Origin of the sequence: Tabrizicola sp. BL-A-41-H6 (genome assembly GCF_050632395.1) — a bacterium.
GTDB lineage: Bacteria > Pseudomonadota > Alphaproteobacteria > Rhodobacterales > Rhodobacteraceae > JAUYQR01.
In genome coordinates this window covers 141,151-160,287 of record NZ_CP192600.1, presented here as the reverse complement: position 1 = coordinate 160,287, position 19,137 = coordinate 141,151, and the positions used below count along the sequence as shown (strand labels likewise).

Below are 19,137 nucleotides of genomic sequence, written 5' to 3'. Positions count from 1 at the left end.
CGGTCCTTCAGAACAGGCGGGCAAAGCGTTCGGGCAGTTTGTAGACACCTTTCGGCCGGGCACCGCCCGGAGCCCAATAGACCTCTTTCTTCGGACGCCAGCCATCGACCATTTCCTTGCGAAAGTCAGGAAAATCAATCGTCTCAGCGCGCGGCGTCTGCTTCGACAGGGCGGAGTAGGTATCCCATGCGGTATCCCAGCCGGTCTTTTGCCGATCCACCTCGCCCAAGGCACCGCTTTGGATCTGGCGCTGGGCGCGGCGGGTGGCGAGACGGCCTTCGGTCATGCCGTAGTCGATGAAGCGCAGGTGAAAGAGGTAAAGATGCGGGTCAAGGTACAGGTCGGGGTGGCTGGCGAAATGGCCACCGGGCACGATATCGAGCTTTGTCGCGGTGATGCAGGGTTTGGCATAATTGGCGTTCAGCCGGAAGATCCGGCGCACGTCCAGTATGTTGCGGTCAGGTGTGATCGCCTCGGGCTCCAGTGTCGGGTTGTGGACCATTTCTATCGCAAAGGGGGTAATGACCTTCGGGCCGCGTTTTTCGGGCAGGCTGGCGATGTAGTTGACCAGATTGTCCGACACGTCGGGATCGACGGCTACGATCTCGTCCACGTCGCCGACCAGCACCCAGTTGTAGAAGTTGGTGAAGCCCGAGGTCACCCGCGACAGCATTTGCCAGCGCCGCTGGTTGAAGCAGTCGCGCGTCGGATCGAAGGGCAGATAGATGACGTTGGCGCCATCGGCGATGCGCTTGTGTTCGGGATCGCCGCCGTGGCTGAGGATATAGAGGTTTTCACGGCCAAGATGACGACCATAGTAATCGACCCAGCGTTGCAGGAAGAAGTGGTCGCCGCCAACCATTGTCATGGCGCACATCGGCGCGCGTGTCGGATCCATCGGCTATGCTTCCCTTGCCGTATTCGCCACCCGCATAGCACGGCTTTTGCACATGGGCCTAGCCTTCGGCAAGCATATTGCCCGCTGTGCGACGGGCACGGCGCGCAAAGGCGAGGTCGTCGCCGCTGCCGCCACCTGAGGCACGCAGGATGGCATCCGCCGCTTGCACCACAAGCTTTGGATGGCCCCGTGCGGCTGCATTGGCAAGGATCGCCCGCTGCCATTTCGGCACCGCTTTCCGGGCGCGCATGGCGGTGAAAAAACCATGCCCGACGGCATCATGGTCGATCATGTCCGACAGGAGGGCCGGAAGCGCACCGGCCTTCAGCACGACACGGATCGCCTCGTGCGTGCCATGCGATAGGTGGACGTGCTGCACGTTCGCCCCGTCCATCCGCGCCGCATGGGCGCGGTCTTCGGGGGTGTGCGGGTCATAAAGAAGCACTGCCTTGCGGATGTAGGGAATGGCGGCGGCAGTATCGAGAAACGGCATCCCTTCCCAGTTCGATTTTCGCACCGCGAAGGGAAAGCGGGCCTCGAACGGCGCGATGGTCTTGTTCATCGTCGATTGCGCGCTGAAGGCAAGCACGCGCGCCTCGGGGATCAGCGGCGCAAAGTTCAGCGCGGCAAAGCCGCCCATTGACGCGCCCATCAGGATGATCTTGCGGAACCGGTGAAAGAAGCCGCGCTGTTCCAGACCCTGTAGCAAGGCCGGGGCGGTTGGCTGGCGAAACCAGTCCTTAGCGTGGCTTTGCACGCCAAGGATCGAATGACCCAACGGTGCAAGCCGGTGATGCAGCCACGGGCCGCGTGGCCAGCCTTCGTCGATCGTGGCCAAATTGTCGAAGCTGACGATCAGCACATCGGACCCAGCCTCGAACCACAGCGCCGCATGGTCGCCCTGCACCCGGAACCGATCGGCCCCTGCGGTCGCGTCAAGGCCAAGGTCGGGGGGCACATCCATCGGAGGGCGGACGGGTGGCGGGGTGCTGGTCACGGCGTCAATACGTCCAGCGGTAGTGGCGGTCGAGTGCCGCCAGCGCGGAATGGTCATCAGCGAGGTCAGAGGCCAGAAGCGCGCGGTCAGGCCAGAACAGCACATCGTGCAGCAGGCTGGCACCCAGCGTCTTTGCAAGGCCGGAGCGGCTTGATCGGCAGCCGATCAGGAAGGTGCCGGGATGGTTCATGTCAGGTGCACGGCCGTTTTCCGCAACGACAAGACCTCCGGCGCGCAGGACGATCCCGCGCCCGGTGTAGCACAGGATCGCAAGCCGCGTCGGGCCGCCAACCGCAGACAGCGGCAGGGTAACCGAAAAGCTGCCGTCACGGTCGGTGGCCTGCAGCACACCGTCAGCTTCGGTCAAGTAGATCACGTTGCGCGATGCGCCCGTGCGGACGGCAAGCAGGGTCTTCGCCTCGTTGCGCGGCGAGGTATAGACGACGGCGGCGGTAAAGCGGTCGACCTTGGGCGCGAAATCGCCAAGCTCAAATCCGCAATGGATGCCCGCTTCGCAGGAAAGTCCGCCAGGCGGGCCTGCCTCCAGCCGACTGTTGCCGCCGTTTGGCGCGGCGGCTACGGCGGTCACGTCGCCCGTCATGTCGCGCCAGCCGGTGATCGCATCACCGTCGCGCACCACCGCATCGGGCGTGGCCGCAAACCAGCGCCCGCCGGTCTGCGTGACGACGGCGGCCAGCGCCTTCCGTTCGCCGCCGATCAGCGCGCCAGGGGGAAGGCTTTCGGTGAGTGTCAGCATCGCTTCTCCCTCGCCGGTGTCAGGCGGTCCTGGCATCTTGCAAGGCCGAACCATGCTTCGCAAGCCCACGGCTTGTCGTGATCGCACGCGGCGGGCGGGCGCTTGATGCCAAGCGAACCGGCATGGTAGCGTTCCAGCCGATCTGCACCCGTCGAAACGAGGGAAACCCCTGAATGGCCGCCCGCCCGATCATGGACCCCACAAAGGTGGCCTGCGGGGCCATGACGATGGTTTACAAGGATTATTTCTTTCTTCAGCGCTGGGTGGATCATTACGGCGGGCAGTTTGGCCGCCAGCATCTCTACGTCCTGTCGCATGGCGGCGACCCCGAACATGCGCGTATCGCCGAAGGTGCGAACATCATCCGTATTCCGCGTGACCCCTCGATGTGGCGGATGGAGCGACGGCGGTGGTCGATAAACTCGCAGTTCTCGGCGGGAATGTTGCGCTATTACAACTGGTTCATCGTGGGCGATGTCGACGAGGTGGTGATCGTCGATCCTGATGTGGCGCCCGACATCGGCACCTATCTTGCCCGCTACGATGATCCGCGCACCGCGCCAAAGTCGATCTGCCCCTTCGGCATTGAACTGGTGCACAACCCCGAGGAAGAACCGGAGCCTTTGTCCGACGACGCGACGATCCTGTCGCGACGGCGGGTGTTTCGTGCCAATGCCAACTATGCCAAACCCTGCATACTGCGCGCCGAGACCGGCTTTTCCGTGGGCGGCCATGCCAATACCCATCAGCCACGCATCCTTGATCCGCACCTTTACCTGATCCACCTGCGGTTCTTCGATCATGCGATGGTCACCGAACGGCTCGCGGGCCGAAAGGAAATGCGCAGCATCATGGCGGGCGACCGTCCGCTGGACGATGTGGGCAAGGCCTGGGGCAAGGATCTGGAGACGTTCCAGCGGCTGTCCACCGGGCGTGCCGTGCGCGAGGACGCCGAACTGCCCGAATTTCGCAAGAAGATGATCGAAGACCAGCAGCATCTGCATGACGGCAAGATCACCTTCTTCGGCGGCGGACGTACGAAGGAACTTTACCGGCTGCCCCCCCGCTTTGCCGATGTGTTCTAACCTCGGCAGACAGCACAGAATGGATACCGAATGACTCTGAACCGTCGACCTGTCGCCTCGCTCTGGATCGGGGAGAGCCTGCATTACGTCAACCAGTTGTGCCTGAAGTCACATCTGGTGCAGGGCCATCCGGTCACGCTTTACTGCACCGACAGCGTTCGCAACGTGCCCGAGGGCGTCGAGGTGCGGCCGGCCTCGGAGATCATGCAGATCGACCGGGCGATTGTGGCGGAAACCTCGGCCTCGTTCCTGTCGAACGTGTTTCGCTACAAGATGATCGCGGCAACGGGGGCGATCTGGATCGACTGCGACGCCTACTGCCACAAGCCGTTCCCCGAGGGGCAGGACCATATCTACGCCGGGCACGGGATGCGCGGGGCGTTGAACTGCGGTGTGGTGGCAATGCCGAAGACCGGGCGGTTGATCGAGGAATTGCTGGCCTATTACGACAACCTGCCCGACTATCCAGCATGGTGGGGCAACAAGCAAAAGCGCAAGATGGACAAGCTGCCGTCCAGCCTGCCAAAGCCGGTGCGTATCTACCAGACTGAGCGCACCGCGTTCGGCCCGCAAGCCTTTACCCATTTCGCCACGAAGACAGGCGACATCGACAAGGCGATGGGTGCGGATACGTTGTACCCGGTGCCTTTCCAGTTGAATGACGTGTTCTATGACCCGCATTCATCCGTCGAGGGTCATTTCACCGACAACACCATGTCAGTTCACATCTACACCAATGCGGCACGCCCCTGGTGGCGCAAAAACCCGCCCCTGAAGGGAAGCTACATCGCGCGGATGTGCGAAAAGCTGGAGATCGACCCCACCGCCGCGCTGGAAGAATGACCGGGCAGCCATGCCGATCCTGAAGCAGTCCAGCCCGCACGGGTCGCTTGTGGCGCTGTCCACGATGAAGGACGAGGGGCCTTACGTGGTGGAGTGGGTCGCGCATCACCTGTCGGTCGGGTTTACCGACGTGATGGTCTACACCAACGACTGTTCCGACGGCACGGATGCAATGCTGAAGCGGCTGGAGGCGATGGATATCGGCGTCCATCACCGCGAGAACGTGATCCCGCCGGGGCTGAAGCCGCATCCGTCAATGCTGAAACTGGCGGTGCAGGAAGAGTTGATCCGCGAGTCGGACTGGCTTTTGGTATTGGATGCCGATGAGTTTCTCTGCATCAACCACCCCTCGCATACGCTGGATGGGATGGTGGCCGATCTGACCACGATGCAGGCGTCAGCGATGGTGCTGACCTGGCGCATCTTTGGATCGTCGGGCGTGCGTGACTGGAGCCGCGCCCCGATTACCGAACAGTTCACCCGCGCCGCACCCGAGTTCTGGAACAAGGGTTGGGGTACCAAGACGCTGCTGAAATTCGACCCGAAATACCTTCGGTTGGGAATGCACCGTCCGATCATCAAGGCGCACCACAAGGAAACCGACTATCCCGACAGCGTGCTTTGGGTAAACGGGTCGGGCCGCCCGCTGGAGGACTGGTTCAAGTTTCGCGGGTGGCGGTCGATCAGGCGGACGGTGGGCTATGACTGGGCGCAGATCAACCACTACGCCATCAAGTCGATGGATGCCTATTCGTTGCGCAAGTTCCGGGGCAACGCGAACCTGAAGAAAGACAAGTACAACTCCGATTACTGGTCGCTGCAGGACCGCAACGAGGTGGAGGACACGCGCATCGCGCACCACCGCGCGCGGCGGGCCGAGATCATGGCAGAGTTGTTGCGCGACAAGACCCTGCGCGGTCTGCACGAGGCGGCGCATGCACAGGCCGAGGCGCGGCTGGCGGAATACCGTCAGTCGGAGGCGTATCAGGTGCTGGTCGAGGGTCTGGTTGCGGCATCGAACGTGCCGATCACGCAGGTAGTGGCGAAACCGCCCAAGGCGCGCGACCCGGAAAAGGTTGCTGCCGTACAGACCAAGCTGGAACAGCGTCGGTCTGAACTGCCGAAGGACGAAAGGCGGACGCCGCCTCCGCCGGGCTGGGGATCGCCGTTCACCTCTCCCTACATCAGCGGTCAATCGGTGTTGCCGCCCGACGTGCCGATTGAAGTGGTGAACAATCAGGGACTGCATGTTCCCGTCGATCCGCGCGTGTTTACCGCCGCTTCGATCGAAGTGCTGCGGTCGGGTAAATTCGACCGCAGACACGGGCGCAACATCCACGGCTTCGTGGCGGGATACGCGCGGCTTCTGGACCTGGATTGCGGGATAGGCTTCACCGCACTGCGCGCCCGGATGGGAAACCCGGCGCTTGAAATCGTCCTGCATGACGAAAGGCCGATGCTGCTGGCTTTTGCCAAGGCGCTGGTGGCGCGGAACTTTCCGGACCCGGCGGGGATAGCCTTTTCCCAAGCCACGCTGAACGCGGGCGGCGATTGGGCTGGGCTGACCGGGCTGATCGCCGCACACCGGCCTGATGTGCTGCGCTTTGCGGGCGCGCTTCTGGGGGCCGATGCGCTGACCGGGCCGCGTCTGGCGGGCGTGCGGCGGGTCATCATCCCGTTTCTCGACCCGTCCGAAGTGGCGACTGCGCGCGACCGGCTGGTGCCGGCACTTGCCGCCCTGGGCTTTGCCGAGGATGCAGGCGCCGAGACGAACGGGTCGCTGTGTCTCAGCCGCCCATGACCTCTTGCACCTGACGCAAGAGCGCTTATTCTTGGTCTCACCTCGGGGTGCCGTCAGGGTGAAAACGCCTGCCGGCTGAGATGCGAAAGTGAACCCGTCGAACCTGAACCGGATCATACCGGCGGAGGGAAGGTGCATGGGTTACTCCATCTCCCGACCAATCCGTCGCACATGGAGAAACCTGATGAAAACCACCCTCCTTGCTGCGGGCCTTGCGACCATCGCCGTTCCGGCCTTGGCTGAGACGCCTGTCCTGACTGTGCTGACCTACGACAGCTTCGTTTCCGAATGGGGACCGGGGCCAAAGGTGGAAGCCGCCTTCGAGGCGACCTGCGCCTGCGACCTGCAATTCGTCGGTGCAGGCGATGGCGCCGCCCTTCTCGCGCGTGTCCAGCTTGAGGGGCCCGCGTCCACGGCTGACGTCGTGCTTGGCCTCGACACCAGCCTGACGGCTGCCGCTGCAGCGACGGGTCTTTTCGCACCACATGGCGTGGTGGCAGCCACCGCGCTGCCGGTGGCGTTCGACGACCCGTTGTTCCTGCCCTTCGACTGGGGCTGGTTCGCCTTTGTCTACGACAAGACCAAGCTGACCGACCCGCCGAAATCCTTCGAGGCGCTGGCGGCGTCGGACCTGAAGATCGTCATTCAGGACCCGCGGTCATCGACCCCAGGCCTTGGCCTGCTGCTTTGGGTGAAGGCCGCTTACGGCGACCGCGCAAACGAAATCTGGGCCGGTCTGGCCGACAACATCGTCACCGTCACGCCCGGCTGGTCCGAAGCCTACGGGCTGTTCCTTGAGGGCGAGGCGGATATGGTGCTGAGCTACACCACATCCCCCGCCTATCACTTGATCGCCGAGGGTGACGCCGGCAAGGGCGCCGCGCTGTTCGAAGAAGGGCATTACCTGCAAGTGGAGGTCGCGGGCAAGCTGGCCGCCACCGATCAGGGCGCGCTGGCCGATCAGTTCATGGCGTTCCTGACAACCGACGCGTTCCAGTCGGTGATCCCGGAAACCAACTGGATGTATCCCGCAGTAACCCCGGCGGCGGGTCTGCCAGAGGGGTTCGACGCCTTCCGCCCCACAAAATCGCTGCTGCTGTCGCCGGATGAGGCGATGGCCGCGCGGGATGCGGCACTGGCTGAATGGCAAACCGCGCTCGCCCGCTGAACCTTGGCCCGCTGGCGCTGGCAGCGGTGCTGCTGGCGCTGGTTGCGGGGCCGTTGGTTGCGGTCGCCGCCGGGGCAGGCCGGCTGGTGCTGGCGCCGCAGGATTGGGCGGCGGTGCGGTTCACGCTGCTGCAGGCCACGCTGTCGGCGCTGATCTCGGTCGGGCTGGCGGTGCCGGTGGCACGGGCCTTGGCGCGGCGGCGGTTTGCTGGGCGGCAGGCCCTGATCACGCTGATGGGCGCGCCGTTCCTGTTGCCGGCGATGGTGGCGGTGTTGGGGTTGTTGGCGGTGTTCGGGCGGTCGGGGATCTTGAACGACCTTTTGAGCGGGCTGGGCCTGCCGCCGGTGTCGATCTATGGGCTGTACGGCGTTCTGTTGGCGCATGTGTTCCTGAACCTGCCTCTGGCTGTGCGGATGATCCTGCAAGGCTGGCAGGCAATTCCTGCCGAACGGTTCCGGCTGGCTGCTTCGCTAGGATTCAGCCCGGCCCAGGTGGCCCGGCATCTGGAGCGGCCGATGCTGCGAGCGGTGCTTCCGGGGGCAGGGCTGGTGATCTTTGTGATCTGCCTGACCAGTTTTGCGGTGGTCCTGACGCTGGGCGGTGGGCCTGCGGCGACCACGGTCGAACTGGCAATTTATCAGGCGGTGCGCTTCGACTTCGATCTCGGGCGGGCGGCGTTGCTGGCTCTTGTGCAGTTGGGCCTGTGTGCGGTCGCGGCGGGGCTGGTGTTCGCCCTGGCGCGGCAGGTGGGGTTCGGCGCGGGCTTGGATCGCAGCATCGTTATCGCCGGGCCGGGCGGATGGCGCCGCTGGGCCGACGGCGCGGCCATCGCGGCGGCTGCGTTGTTCCTGCTGGTGCCCTTGGGCGCAGTGGTGCTCCGGGGCGTGCCGGGACTGGCCGAGGCGCCCGACGTGGTCTTCTCGGCAGCGCTACGGTCGGTTCTGGTTGCCATTGTCTCGGCGGCCATGACCGTCGCGGTGGCGCTGATGCTGGCCGACGCGGTGGCCCAGCGGGCGCGCGGATTTCCGTTTCTTGAGGCGGCTGCGGTGTTGCCGCTGGCCACGTCGGGTCTGGTGCTGGGCACCGGGCTGTTTCTGATCGTGCAGCCGGTAATCTCGCCCCTGGCGGTGGCGGTGCCTGTAACGGTCCTAGTCAACACCGCGCTTGCACTGCCCTACGTCTACCGACTGGTCCTGCCCGATGCGCAGACCGTGGCGGGAGATTATGGCCGCCTGAGCGACAGCCTTGGCGTACAAGGTTGGGCGCGCTGGCGCTGGGTCGTGCTGCCACGGCTGGCTAGGCCCGTGGGGTTTGGCGCTGGGGTGGCGGCGGCGTTGTCGATGGGCGATCTGGGGGTGATCACGCTTTTTGCCGGCGGGGATCAGGGCACCTTGCCGCTGGTCGTGCAACAGCTGACGGGGGCCTACCGGATGGACGCTGCGGCGGGGGCGGCGCTGCTGCTGGTTGGCCTCAGCTTCGGGCTGTTCTGGTTGTGTGATTGGGGAGGGCGCCGTGCTTCAGCTTGATCAGGTGGTTCTGGCGCAGGACGGCTTTCGGCTGACCGCGAACTGGTCCGTCGCGCCGGGAGGCCGGGTGGCGGTGATCGGGCCGTCGGGGGCGGGGAAATCAAGCCTGCTGGCGGCGATTGCCGGATTCTTTCCGCCGGTATCGGGCGCGGTGCGGTGGAACGGCATCGATATCGGCGGGCTGGCGCCGGGCGCGCGGCCCCTGAGCATACTGTTTCAGGACCAGAACCTCTTCCCGCACCTGACGGTGGCGCAGAATCTGGGGCTTGGCCTGCAGCCCGACCTGCGGCTTTCGGTGGCAGAGGCACGGCGCGTGGATGCTGCCCTTGAGCGGGTCGGGCTTGCAGGGCTTGGCCAGCGCAGGCCGGGCGAGTTGTCGGGCGGGCAGGCGGGACGGGCGGCGCTGGCGCGCGCGCTTTTGCGGGCCCGGCCGATGCTTTTGCTGGACGAGCCGTTCGCGGCGTTAGGGCCGGCCCTGAAGGCCGAAATGCTGGCGCTGGTGGCCGAGGTCGCGGGCGAAAACGGGGCGCTGGTCCTGATGGTCACGCATGACCCGGCCGATGCGAAAGCCTTTGCCGAGGCGGTGGTTCTGGTGGCCGATGGTGTGGCCGATGCGCCGGTCCCGACCGCGCGCCTTTTCGCAGACCCGCCCCCGGCTTTGCGCAACTATCTGGGGCCAGCCGGGAAGATATGAAAAAACCCCGCCTTTAAGGGCGGGGTTGTGTCTGCTGTCATTTAGGTCTGGATCAGGCGGTCTTGCGACCCTTGACCCCTGCCCAGATGCGCTTGTTGGTCAGGTAAAGCAGCGTCGACAGGATCACCAGGAAGATCACGCTGACAAAGCCCGCTTCCTTGCGCGCCATCAGCTTCGGCTCGGCCGCCCACATCAGGAACGACGCCACGTCCATCGACATCTGATCGACAGTCGCCGCGGTTCCATCAGCGTAGGTGACCTGGTCGTCCGAAAGCGGAGGCGGCATCGCGATCCAGCTGCCTTGGATCATCACATGGCCTTCTTCATTCTTGCAGGTGTCGGGAACCGCACCCTTGATGAAGTAGCGGTTGTAATAACCGTCGGATTCGAAATCGGCAGCACATTCCGGCGGATCTTCGTAGCCGACAAGGATCGCATGAATGTATTCCGGCCCGCCCATGCCCTTGAACAGTTGATTCATGCCGCTGCCGTAAGGACCGCTGAAACCGGCCCGCGCCTTGGCCATCGTGCTCAGATCGGGCGCGTTCGACAGGGCTGAATGCGGGAAGTGGTCGGTCGGCACACCTTCGCGGTCTTCTCCCGTCTCGGCATCCGTGATCGTCCACTGTTTGGCGTATTCGCGGATCTGGTCTACCGGCATCGCCGGGCCACCTTCGTCCGACAAGGTGCGGATAGGCACGTATTTCAAGCCGTGACAGGCCGAGCAGACCTCGGTGTAGACCTGAAGGCCGCGCTGCAACTGCATCTGGTCGAATTTTCCGAACGGGCCTTCATGCGCGAAGGCCACGTCCGGGATGTGCAGCTCTTGCCCGGCGGCAAAAGCGCCACTGGCCGAGAGAACGATCGCCGATGCGGCGGTGAGTGCGATTTTCTTGAACATTTCCTGTTCCTTTCTCACTCGGCCGCGACGGTCTTGGTGCCGCCTGTCGTCGGGGAGTAGTGGGCGTTGAAATCTTCCTCGATCGTCGCAGGCTGCGGCAGCGGCTTTTCGATGACGCCAAGCAGCGGCAGGATCACGAGGAAATAAGCGAACCAGTAAGCCGAGGCGATCAGCGAGATCGTGGCATAGGGCTCTTCGGCAGGCATCGCACCGCACCACATCAGAACGACGAAGTCGATGCACAGGAGCGCGAACCACCACTTGAACATCGGGCGATAACGGCCCGACCGCACCGACGAAGTGTCAAGCCACGGTGCCAGCGCCATCACAGCGATGGCGCCGAACATGGCCAGCACGCCGAAGAACTTGGCGTCAACGATGCCGAAGGTCACCCATTCAGCCGCGATCACCACCCAGACATCGCCGGTGAAGGCGCGCAGGATCGCGTAGAACGGCAGGAAGTACCATTCCGGCACGATGTGAGCAGGCGTCGAAAGCGGATTTGCCTCGATGTAGTTGTCGGGGTGGCCAAGGTAGTTCGGCATGAAGCCGACGATGGCGAAGAACACCGCCAGTATCACGGCCAGCGCGAACAGGTCCTTCAGCACGAAGTAGGGCCAGAAGGGAACGGTATCGCGGGCAGCTTCTTCCTTCGATCCGCGGCGCACCTCAACCCCGGTTGGGTTGTTGTTGCCGGTGGTGTGGAAGGCCCAGATGTGCACCGCCACAAGTGCCGCAATCACGAAAGGCAGCAGGTAGTGCAGGCTGAAAAAGCGGTTCAGCGTGGCGTTGTCGACAGCGGGGCCGCCAAGCAGCCACGTCTGGATCGGTGCGCCGATGCCCGGAATGGCGCCAAAGAGGCCGGTGATCACGGTGGCACCCCAGAATGACATCTGGCCCCAAGGCAGCACGTAGCCCATGAACGCCGTGGCCATCATCAGAAGGTAGATGATCATGCCGATGATCCACGTCACCTCGCGCGGGGCTTTGTAGCTGCCGTAGTAGAGGCCGCGGAAGATGTGCAGGTAGACGGCAAAGAAGAACAGCGACGCGCCGTTCATGTGAAGGTAGCGGATCATGTAGCCGCCATTCACGTTGCGCATGATGTGTTCGATCGACGCAAAGGCGTAATCGACGTGCGGGGTATAGTGCATCACCAGAACGATGCCGGTGATGATCTGCAGTGCCAGACAGAAGGTCAGCACGATGCCCCAGATCCACATCCAGTTCAGGTTCTTCGGCGTCGGCAGCATCAGCGTATCGTAAAGCAGCCCGACGATCGGCAACCGCTTGTGCAACCACAGCTGGCCACCAGTCTTGGGTTCGTAATGGTCGTGAGGAATTCCGGCCATGATCTGGTTCCCTTACCCGAGCTTGATGGTGGTTTCGTCAGTGAAGGCCGCGACAGGCACCGGCAGGTTGCGCGGAGCGGGGCCTTTGCGGATGCGACCCGCCGTATCGTAGTGCGACCCGTGGCAGGGGCAGAACCAGCCGCCGAAATCGCCCGAGCCGTCGCCCAGCGGCACACAGCCGAGGTGGGTGCAAACGCCCATCATCACCAGCCATTCGCCCGCTTCGTCCAGCGTGCGGTTTTCATCGGTGGCGGGAGTGTCAGGCTTGTTGGCGTTTTCTGCAATCTGGTCGGGCAGATCTTCCAGCGCGGTCCCGCGGCCCGCTTCGATTTCTTCAGGCGTGCGGCGGCGGATGAAGACCGGCTTGCCCAGCCACTTGACGGTCAGCTGCGTCCCGACTTCGACCGCCGACACATCGACGAAGATCGACGACAGCGCCTGCACATCGGCGGATGGGTTCATCTGGTTGACCAGCGGCCAAACGGCGGCGCCAGTTGCGACGACGCCGGCACCCGCGGTCGCGTAGTACAGGAAATCCCGGCGAGTGCCTTGGCCGGTACCTGTGTGATCGTCTGCGTGGGACACGAGATCTTCTCCCCTTGAGCGGCCGTCGCGCGGACAGCCAAATATCGCGAGGGGGCATGCGAACGCACACCCCTGACCGCCGCGCTTTTAGCCAAGCTGCGGGGGATCGTCCAGCGGACAAAGGGGCGCAGTGACGGGATTTCCGGCCGCGCTAGGTCTATGTGGCTGATCCGCCGCGTTTGGGCGGTCTGGCAAGCTGTGGTTCAGCTTTCCGGCCCTGTAGCGACGACCGAGGGGCGCTTGGCGAAGGTGGCCCACCATGCGGCAAGCGCGGGACGGCCAGCGCGCCAATTCCGGTCCGCTTGCCGGAAATCGAGGTAACCCAGCGCCGCACCCATCGCAACCTGCGCGATGGTCAGCGGCCCCAGAAGAAGCGGCATCGACTGCGTCTCTACCGCCGTCAGGGCGCGGTCGACCTTGGCCCACTGTGCGTCGATCCACTCGGGCGAGCGGGTGGATTCGGGCCGGACCACCTGCTCGTAGCGCATCAGGACGGCAGCGTCTGCGATGCCATCGGCCGTCGCCTCAAGTGTCAGCACATCCCACAAGCGCGGCGCCGCAGGGTAAAGCCCGGTGCCAAAGCGATCATCCAGATACCGGCAGATCACCCGGCTGTCATAGAGCGCCGGGCCGTCATCGCGGGCCAGCGCCGGAATCTTGCCCAACGGGTTCTGCGCCACGGGCATGCTTCCGGGGTCAAGCGGGTTTCCGGCAGCGGGCACCAGCGTCACATGGTCGGTGGCCTGCGCCTCGTGCAGCAGGATCATCACCTTGCGCACGAACGGCGAGGCGGGTGCATAATACAGGTGCATGGGTCAGCCTTTGCGAATGCGAAAGCGGGTAGCGATGGCGGCATCCACCTCGTAGCGGTGGCCAGCGATCTGGACGGTGCGGCGCAATCGCGCAGCACCGTTGGTTTGCGACAGATCAGGTTCGCTGCGATCTGCCGGTCGGTGCACGGCGACACCCTCGCTAAGATCGTCGAAGGCATCCTCCATCCGCTGGTCGGTGCGGCCGGGGTGGCGGCGGCCAGCGACCAGGCGCCGTGCTGCGAAACCGGCTATGGCAACCACACCCAGGCGCAGCGCAAGGGGCAATAGCGGGGCAAGCGGCAGGGGCACGGCATCCTCCGGGTTTGGCAGGCTGATGCTACGGCCAAGGGGCCGCCCTGTAAACGCTCAGTCAGTCTTGCGCCGCATCAGGGCGGCAATCGCCTGCGCACCCGCATCGGGCTGCGCGGAAAGCGCGTCGGCAGCCTTGGCGCGGGCCTCGTCTGGCTTGTTCTGGTTGAGCTTCCACGTCCCCTCGACCGAACCGATGGTCAGCCGGAACGGCAGGATCATCCGCATCATGCGCGGCAGCGTGCCCTCCGACATCTTGTCAGAATGCCAGGGTTGCTTCGGCAGCAGCCGGTTTTCATGCACCGCCGACAGCGCATCGACATGGCCCTTCATCAGGTCGATGTCCATTTCCGAAAGCGTGCCGCGCAGGTGCACTGAGACATAGTTCCACGTTGGAACCTGATCCTCCAGCCCATACCAGTCGGGCGAAATGTAGGCGTCCGGCCCAGACACCGCCAGCAACGCCGGGCCGTGTGCGGCGCGTGCGATCGGGTTCGACCGCGTCAGATGGAGCTCGGCAAACATGCCATCCTCGGCCAGCACGAAAGGGATATGCGAGGCAAGCGGGCCATCTGCGCCATTGAGCATCAGGATGCCGAACCCGCGCTGGCGGGCGAAGGCCAGGTTTTCGTCCCGGGTCGCGGTGCGGAAGGCGGGGTTGGTGTGCATCAGGCCTCTGGTCAAAAGGAAAGGCCGCCCAAGGTTTCCCTCGTGCGGCCCTTTGTATTGGTCGCTGCTGGAAGCCTCAGCCCTGACGGGCCTTGTAGCGCTTCTGCGTCTTGTTGATCACATAGACGCGGCCTTTGCGGCGCACGACCTGGCAATCGCGATGACGCGTCTTCAGCGAGCGGAGCGAGTTCGCAACCTTCATGAGGCTTCTCCTGTTCGCGGCGCGTCTGCGCCGATTGAAAACAACGTGCCCATTGCTGGGCGGTGAATGGTGGGCGGTACTGGGATCGAACCAGTGGCCACTACGATGTCAACGTAGTGCTCTACCGCTGAGCTAACCGCCCACATGACCGATGCTTCCCCGCCCAAAACGAAAAGGACGCGGGCGGAACCGCGTCGTTCGGCTGGGTCTATACTGAACCGCGCCGGGGGCCGCAAGAGGTTTTGGCTTTTGCGACAAACCCGCTATATCTCACGGACAGTCCGGAGGTTACCCGCCTTGTCAGAGGCCTTTGAATTGCGCCGCCCGGCGCGCCAGACCACACCAGTGATCTTCTCGTCGCCGCACTCCGGACGCGAGTATTCGGCCGATTTCCTCAGAAACGCGCTGTTGGACCGGCTTTCGATCCGTTCTTCCGAGGATGCCTTCGTCGATCGGCTGTTCGACATGGCCCCCGATCTGGGCGCGCCGTTGCTGGCGGCGCGCGTCCCGCGCGCCTTCATCGACCTCAACCGCGCCTCGGATGAGCTTGACCCAGCGGTGATCGACGGCATCGCGCGCCCGCCCCACAACCCGCGGATCTCGTCCGGCCTTGGAGTGATTCCCCGCGTGGTGGCTGGTGGGCGGGCGATCTATCGCGGCAAGCTGTCGCTGACCGAGGCCGAGTCGCGGATCACCCGCTTCTGGCACCCCTACCACCACATGCTGAAGACGCTGGTCGACGAGTCGCTGAACGGGTTCGGCCAGGCGGTGCTGATCGACTGCCATTCGATGCCGCACGAGGCGATCGAAGCGCATGCCCGGCCGGGCCAGCCAAAGCCGGAGGTCGTGCTGGGCGACCGGTTCGGCGCTGCAGCCGGGCGCGATGTGATGGAACAGGTCGAGGCGGCCTTTGCCGCCGCCGGGTTCCGCGTGGTGCGCAACGCGCCCTTTGCCGGGGCCTATATCGCGCAGGCTTACGGGCGCCCGTCGCGCGGTTGCCATGTCATTCAGGTCGAAATCGACCGTGCGCTTTACATGGACGAGGCGCGGGTCATCCCGACCCCCGGCTTCGAGGCGTTTCGCGCGGTGATGGCCGGCGTCGTGGCCGAACTTGCAGGCATCGGTCGGCAAGCTCTGCCACTTGCAGCCGAATAACTAGCGGAGCGCGCGCCCCCTGATGATCGCCTCCGCCCCGAATCGGGCGCGGATCGCATCGGTCGCCCGTTCGGCAGCGGCCCGTTTGCGCGCGTCGGGGTCAAGCAGATCGCCCGACAGATCAGCCTGCGCTTCGGGCGCGAGATCCGAGATGCCGACACCAATCAGGCGGAATGGGCCGTTGGTTCCGGCATGGTCGAACAGCTCGCGTGCGGCGCGGTAGATGCGGTCGGTCAACTGGGTGGGGTCGCTCAGGCTGTGGCGGCGGGTGACAAGCTGGTAGTCGCCCTTCTTCAGTTTCAGCGTGACGGTGCGGCCCGCCAAAGCCTTGGCCTTTGCGCGGTCGGCCACCTGTTCCGCCAGCCGCCAGATGTGGCCGTCCAGAAGCTCGGGGTCCGAGGTGTCTTCGAAGAAAGTGGTTTCCTTGGAAATCGACTTCAACCGTTCGTCACGGGTCACGCGCCGTGTGTCCTGCCCGCGCGCAAGGTGGAACAGCCGGTCGCCCATGCTGCCAAAGCGAGCAACCAGATCGGCCAGGTCCCAGCGCAACAGATCGGCGATGGTGCGGATGCCCGCCGCCTCCAGCGCGGCCTGCGTGGCCGTGCCAACGCCCCAGATGATCCGCACCGGCTTTGGCCTCAGAAACGCGAGGGTCTCGGCTTTGCCGATCACCGAAAAACCCCGCGGCTTGTTGAGGTCTGACGCGATCTTGGCCAGATATTTATTGTGCGACAGGCCGATGGAGCCGGTCAAGCCAAGCTCGGTCTCCATCTGGCGCGTCAGCCCGGCCAGCAGCACCGCAGGGGTGGCCCCATGCAGTCTTTGGGTGCCCGTCAGATCAAGGAACGCCTCGTCAAGCGACAGCGGCTCTATCGCCGGGGTCAGGCGTTCCATCATGGTGCGAATGGCGCGACTGGCCTCGACATAGGCCGCAAAGCGGGGCTTTACCACAACCGCCTCGGGACACAGCTTCAACGCTTGGAACATGGGCATTGCGGACCGCACACCCTTGATGCGGGCAAGGTAGCAGCAGGTCGATACCACGCCGCGCGTGCCGCCGCCAACAATGACGGGATGGTCACGCAGGTGAGGATTGTCACGCTTTTCAACGCTGGCGTAGAACGCGTCGCAATCCATGTGCGCAATCGACAGAGCGTCAAGTTCGGCGTGGATGATCAGGCGTGGAGAGCGGCAGGACGGGCAGCGCACAACATCCGGCGCGCCGGTCTCGATCAAGCTAAGGCAGTCGCGGCATAGTCCGGGCATGGACTAAGTATATGTGCATCGCACCCGCCCGCAACGCATTAGCCACCGCCATTTACGGCAGGAAGTCGAAATCCCTGCTGATTTCCATAAACACTGAAGGCGATTCTGCCCGGCCATCCAGATCGTCGCGCACGATGTAACGCACGCCGCTGGAAAGCCCCCAGTCGGCCGTCAGGGAGTAGTTGTAGGTCGCTCCGAACTCAGCCTCTTCGACCCGCTCGGACGGAGCGTCGGAGATCGCGTAGGAGAAATCCATCCCGATTGAAGAAAGCGCGTTCACGTCCATAGTCCAGTCCACCGCGGCGACGGAATCGACCACGACCTCGTCGTCGTCATCGTCATAGCTGACGGAGCGTTCGACACGCAGGTCGATCTGACCGCTGGGCAACTCCTGCGTCCAAAAAACCGCTCCGATAAGATCAGTGCCGGCCTCATCGGTCTGGGTGGCCCCGATGCGTGCCGAAAACGTACCTGCGGGCAGGACAAGTTCGCGACCGATGGCAAAGGTTGTGCGCGCATCTTCATCGGCCGTCCGGGTCAGTACCAGTTCACCGTTCAGCGTGCCGTTGGTCATGCCGTAGACAAAGCCTAGCCTACCTACCGGACCCCTGATATTTTCGACCACGCCGAATTCTTCGTCTTCAATATCTGCGTAGCCAAGCGATCCAGCCAAGGTCAGTCCTTCGGACAGGATGTATTCCAGCCCTGCCGTCGCAGTCAGATCATCAGTGATGCTCTGGGCATCGTCGTCTTCTTCGGTATGCGTATAGTCGAGGCCAAGACGTCCCGTCATCACTTCTGAGAAGCGCAGGATTGCAGCCACGTTGGCGCGCTCGGTCTGGTTGTCGACCAGATCCGGGTCCACGGTGTCTTCGTAATCCTGTTCTTCGTAAGATGCCCCGACCTCGAAACCGACTGACGCCGTCCGCCCGGTTTCGAGGCGGAAGCCGGCGGCTGCCTCGGTCAGCGTGCCCGCCTCTTCATCGGTGCTGAGGGAGGTGTCGAAAGCGTCGACATCGTCGCTGCGAAAACGCGCGGTCGCTTCAAGCGCCGCATCAGCCACTTCGCGAGTGTAGCCGAAGGAAAGGTCGGGGTTTCCGATGTCGGTCTCGACCCCGTCGGTATCGAAAGAATCTTCGATCAGCAGGGCGCTCGAGGCGTTGAACGTCAGCTGGCTTATTTCCGTCACGGCAGTCAGCCCAAAGCTTAGGCGCGTCGTGCTGATCGTTTCGGTGCCATCGGCTGGAACATCAAGATCGAAGTTCGACCCTGTCTCAAGCCGCTGCGAAAGCCCGATAACCATTTGCAGACCGCCATCCTGCGCGATGGCAGGTATGGCGGAGACAGTGGCCGCGCCAACAAGCAGCGCGCCGCGAATGGAAACGGACCGAAGCATTGTCACCCTTTACTCGAACAGCTTGCGCTGCGGCACGACGATCACGTCGCCATCCATCAACCGGGTCGAGCCGCCGCTGACGGCGCCGCGTTCGATTGCATCGTAGTTCAGGGTATAAACCTGCTCGTTGCCGGACCGGTCAACCCGGCGCAGCTGGATGCGCTTCTTGGCGGCAAACGGCGACAGACCGCCCGCCTGCGCAATCGCTTGCAGGAAGGTGGTGCCGGGCTTCATCTCGACGCGGCCGGGCGTGTTGGCTGCACCAAGCACGAACACATCAATGGTGCGCGGCGAGGACGGCGTCCGTTCGGCCAGCGAACTCATCGTCACGAAGACTGTCGGCGAAGTGGCGAAGTTCGGTGCAAGCCGTGCCGCCAGATCCTGCTGGACGGCAGCCAGACTGCGACCCGCTGCCGGAACCGAACCGACCAGCGGGATGGAGATCTGACCATCGGGCAACACGATGGCCGTCCGGTTCAGCGTGTTGTCTTCCAACACCTCGATCTGCACGGTATCGCCGGCACGCAGGCGATAATCCTGCGCCATGCCTTGAACTGCCATGAACGGCAGCGCGACCAGAATTGCGGCCAAAGCCCGAATAACTTTCATTTTCACCAATCTCCCCTTCCGTCACGGCATGAAGCCGGATGGTGGCAACACCAGTTGGCACGATATTGAAACCCAACTGCATGGGAAAGAGGAAACCGCAGCCAAATGGTGC

Annotated in this window: 20 protein-coding genes, 1 tRNA gene and 1 riboswitch; of the genes, 7 read left to right on the top strand and 14 right to left on the bottom strand. The window is 63.9% G+C overall.

Annotated elements, in window-relative coordinates; genetic code table 11:
* Positions 1-7: 7 nt before the first annotated feature.
* From ACROUL_RS00765 to ACROUL_RS00755, 3 genes are read right to left on the bottom strand one after another with little or no spacing between them, the layout of a single operon-like run.
* Positions 8-898: a glycosyltransferase family 2 protein gene (locus ACROUL_RS00765; protein ID WP_431297656.1), complete on the bottom strand. Its 891-nt coding sequence runs from the start codon at positions 896-898 to the stop codon at positions 8-10.
* A gap of 58 nt (positions 899-956) precedes the next feature.
* Positions 957-1,952, bottom strand: coding sequence for a hypothetical protein (locus ACROUL_RS00760; protein WP_431297655.1), 996 nt, complete (start codon positions 1,950-1,952; stop codon positions 957-959).
* Positions 1,900-2,652, bottom strand: a complete 753-nt coding sequence (locus tag ACROUL_RS00755) for a hypothetical protein (RefSeq protein ID WP_431297654.1) — start codon at positions 2,650-2,652, stop codon at positions 1,900-1,902. Before ACROUL_RS00755 ends, ACROUL_RS00760 begins: the two co-directional genes overlap by 53 nt.
* A 173-nt stretch (positions 2,653-2,825) precedes the next feature.
* On the opposite strand from ACROUL_RS00755, the gene ACROUL_RS00750 reads away from it, so the two are divergent.
* The 6 genes from ACROUL_RS00750 to ACROUL_RS00725 all read left to right on the top strand — a co-directional run bounded on the left by ACROUL_RS00750 (position 2,826) and on the right by ACROUL_RS00725 (position 9,769).
* The gene (locus ACROUL_RS00750) at positions 2,826-3,737 is read left to right on the top strand and encodes a glycosyltransferase family 2 protein (protein ID WP_431297653.1); all 912 of its coding nucleotides are present in this window, start codon (positions 2,826-2,828) and stop codon (positions 3,735-3,737) included.
* Between the two features lie 30 nt (positions 3,738-3,767).
* On the top strand, positions 3,768-4,580 hold the full coding sequence (locus ACROUL_RS00745; protein ID WP_431297652.1) for a hypothetical protein: 813 nt from the start codon (positions 3,768-3,770) through the stop codon (positions 4,578-4,580).
* Positions 4,581-4,590: 10 nt separating this feature from the next.
* Positions 4,591-6,381, top strand: a complete 1,791-nt coding sequence (locus ACROUL_RS00740; protein ID WP_431297651.1) for a glycosyltransferase family 2 protein — start codon at positions 4,591-4,593, stop codon at positions 6,379-6,381.
* Positions 6,382-6,414: 33 nt separating this feature from the next.
* Positions 6,415-6,528, top strand: a riboswitch (TPP riboswitch).
* Between the two features lie 37 nt (positions 6,529-6,565).
* Positions 6,566-7,549 carry a thiamine ABC transporter substrate binding subunit gene (thiB, locus tag ACROUL_RS00735; RefSeq protein WP_431297650.1) on the top strand — a complete coding sequence of 328 codons (984 nt, stop codon included), beginning with the start codon at positions 6,566-6,568 and terminating at the stop codon, positions 7,547-7,549.
* Complete coding sequence (locus ACROUL_RS00730; protein WP_431297649.1) at positions 7,525-9,075, top strand: thiamine/thiamine pyrophosphate ABC transporter permease ThiP; 1,551 nt, start codon at positions 7,525-7,527, stop codon at positions 9,073-9,075. The genes thiB and ACROUL_RS00730 overlap by 25 nt, the downstream gene beginning before the upstream one ends.
* Entirely contained in the window at positions 9,062-9,769 is a 708-nt protein-coding gene (locus tag ACROUL_RS00725) for an ATP-binding cassette domain-containing protein (RefSeq protein ID WP_431297648.1), read from the top strand. Before ACROUL_RS00730 ends, ACROUL_RS00725 begins: the two co-directional genes overlap by 14 nt.
* A 52-nt stretch (positions 9,770-9,821) precedes the next feature.
* Here ACROUL_RS00725 and ACROUL_RS00720 read toward each other — a convergent pair whose 3' ends face one another.
* From ACROUL_RS00720 to ACROUL_RS00685, 8 genes are all read right to left on the bottom strand, one after another.
* Positions 9,822-10,670, bottom strand: coding sequence for a cytochrome c1 (locus ACROUL_RS00720; RefSeq protein ID WP_431297647.1), 849 nt, complete (start codon positions 10,668-10,670; stop codon positions 9,822-9,824).
* 14 nt (positions 10,671-10,684) lie between these two features.
* Positions 10,685-12,022: a cytochrome b gene (gene petB / locus ACROUL_RS00715; protein WP_431297646.1), complete on the bottom strand. Its 1,338-nt coding sequence runs from the start codon at positions 12,020-12,022 to the stop codon at positions 10,685-10,687.
* A gap of 12 nt (positions 12,023-12,034) precedes the next feature.
* Positions 12,035-12,607, bottom strand: coding sequence for a ubiquinol-cytochrome c reductase iron-sulfur subunit (petA, locus tag ACROUL_RS00710; protein ID WP_431297645.1), 573 nt, complete (start codon positions 12,605-12,607; stop codon positions 12,035-12,037).
* A gap of 203 nt (positions 12,608-12,810) precedes the next feature.
* Positions 12,811-13,419, bottom strand: coding sequence for a glutathione S-transferase (locus tag ACROUL_RS00705; RefSeq protein WP_431297644.1), 609 nt, complete (start codon positions 13,417-13,419; stop codon positions 12,811-12,813).
* Between the two features lie 3 nt (positions 13,420-13,422).
* Positions 13,423-13,728, bottom strand: coding sequence for a hypothetical protein (locus ACROUL_RS00700; RefSeq protein ID WP_431297643.1), 306 nt, complete (start codon positions 13,726-13,728; stop codon positions 13,423-13,425).
* A gap of 57 nt (positions 13,729-13,785) precedes the next feature.
* Positions 13,786-14,397 (bottom strand): FMN-binding negative transcriptional regulator, encoded by a 612-nt coding sequence (locus ACROUL_RS00695; protein WP_431297642.1) that lies wholly within the window; start codon positions 14,395-14,397, stop codon positions 13,786-13,788.
* A 76-nt stretch (positions 14,398-14,473) separates the two neighbouring features.
* Positions 14,474-14,599 carry a type B 50S ribosomal protein L36 gene (gene ykgO / locus ACROUL_RS00690; protein WP_023666132.1) on the bottom strand — a complete coding sequence of 42 codons (126 nt, stop codon included), beginning with the start codon at positions 14,597-14,599 and terminating at the stop codon, positions 14,474-14,476.
* A gap of 67 nt (positions 14,600-14,666) precedes the next feature.
* Positions 14,667-14,741 (bottom strand) — tRNA-Val (locus ACROUL_RS00685).
* Positions 14,742-14,896: 155 nt separating this feature from the next.
* Between ACROUL_RS00685 and ACROUL_RS00680 the strand changes: the two genes are divergently transcribed.
* Positions 14,897-15,754, top strand: coding sequence for an N-formylglutamate amidohydrolase (locus ACROUL_RS00680; protein WP_431297641.1), 858 nt, complete (start codon positions 14,897-14,899; stop codon positions 15,752-15,754).
* Here the strand turns inward: ACROUL_RS00680 and ACROUL_RS00675 are convergent, their stop codons facing one another.
* From ACROUL_RS00675 to ACROUL_RS00665, 3 genes are read right to left on the bottom strand one after another with little or no spacing between them, the layout of a single operon-like run.
* A complete protein-coding gene (locus ACROUL_RS00675; protein WP_431297640.1) occupies positions 15,755-17,020 on the bottom strand; it encodes a DNA polymerase IV in 1,266 nt (421 codons plus the stop codon).
* A 52-nt stretch (positions 17,021-17,072) separates the two neighbouring features.
* The gene (locus tag ACROUL_RS00670) at positions 17,073-18,416 is read right to left on the bottom strand and encodes a hypothetical protein (RefSeq protein WP_431297639.1); all 1,344 of its coding nucleotides are present in this window, start codon (positions 18,414-18,416) and stop codon (positions 17,073-17,075) included.
* 9 nt (positions 18,417-18,425) lie between these two features.
* Positions 18,426-19,025 carry a polysaccharide biosynthesis/export family protein gene (locus ACROUL_RS00665; protein WP_431297638.1) on the bottom strand — a complete coding sequence of 200 codons (600 nt, stop codon included), beginning with the start codon at positions 19,023-19,025 and terminating at the stop codon, positions 18,426-18,428.
* Positions 19,026-19,137: the final 112 nt, after the last annotated feature.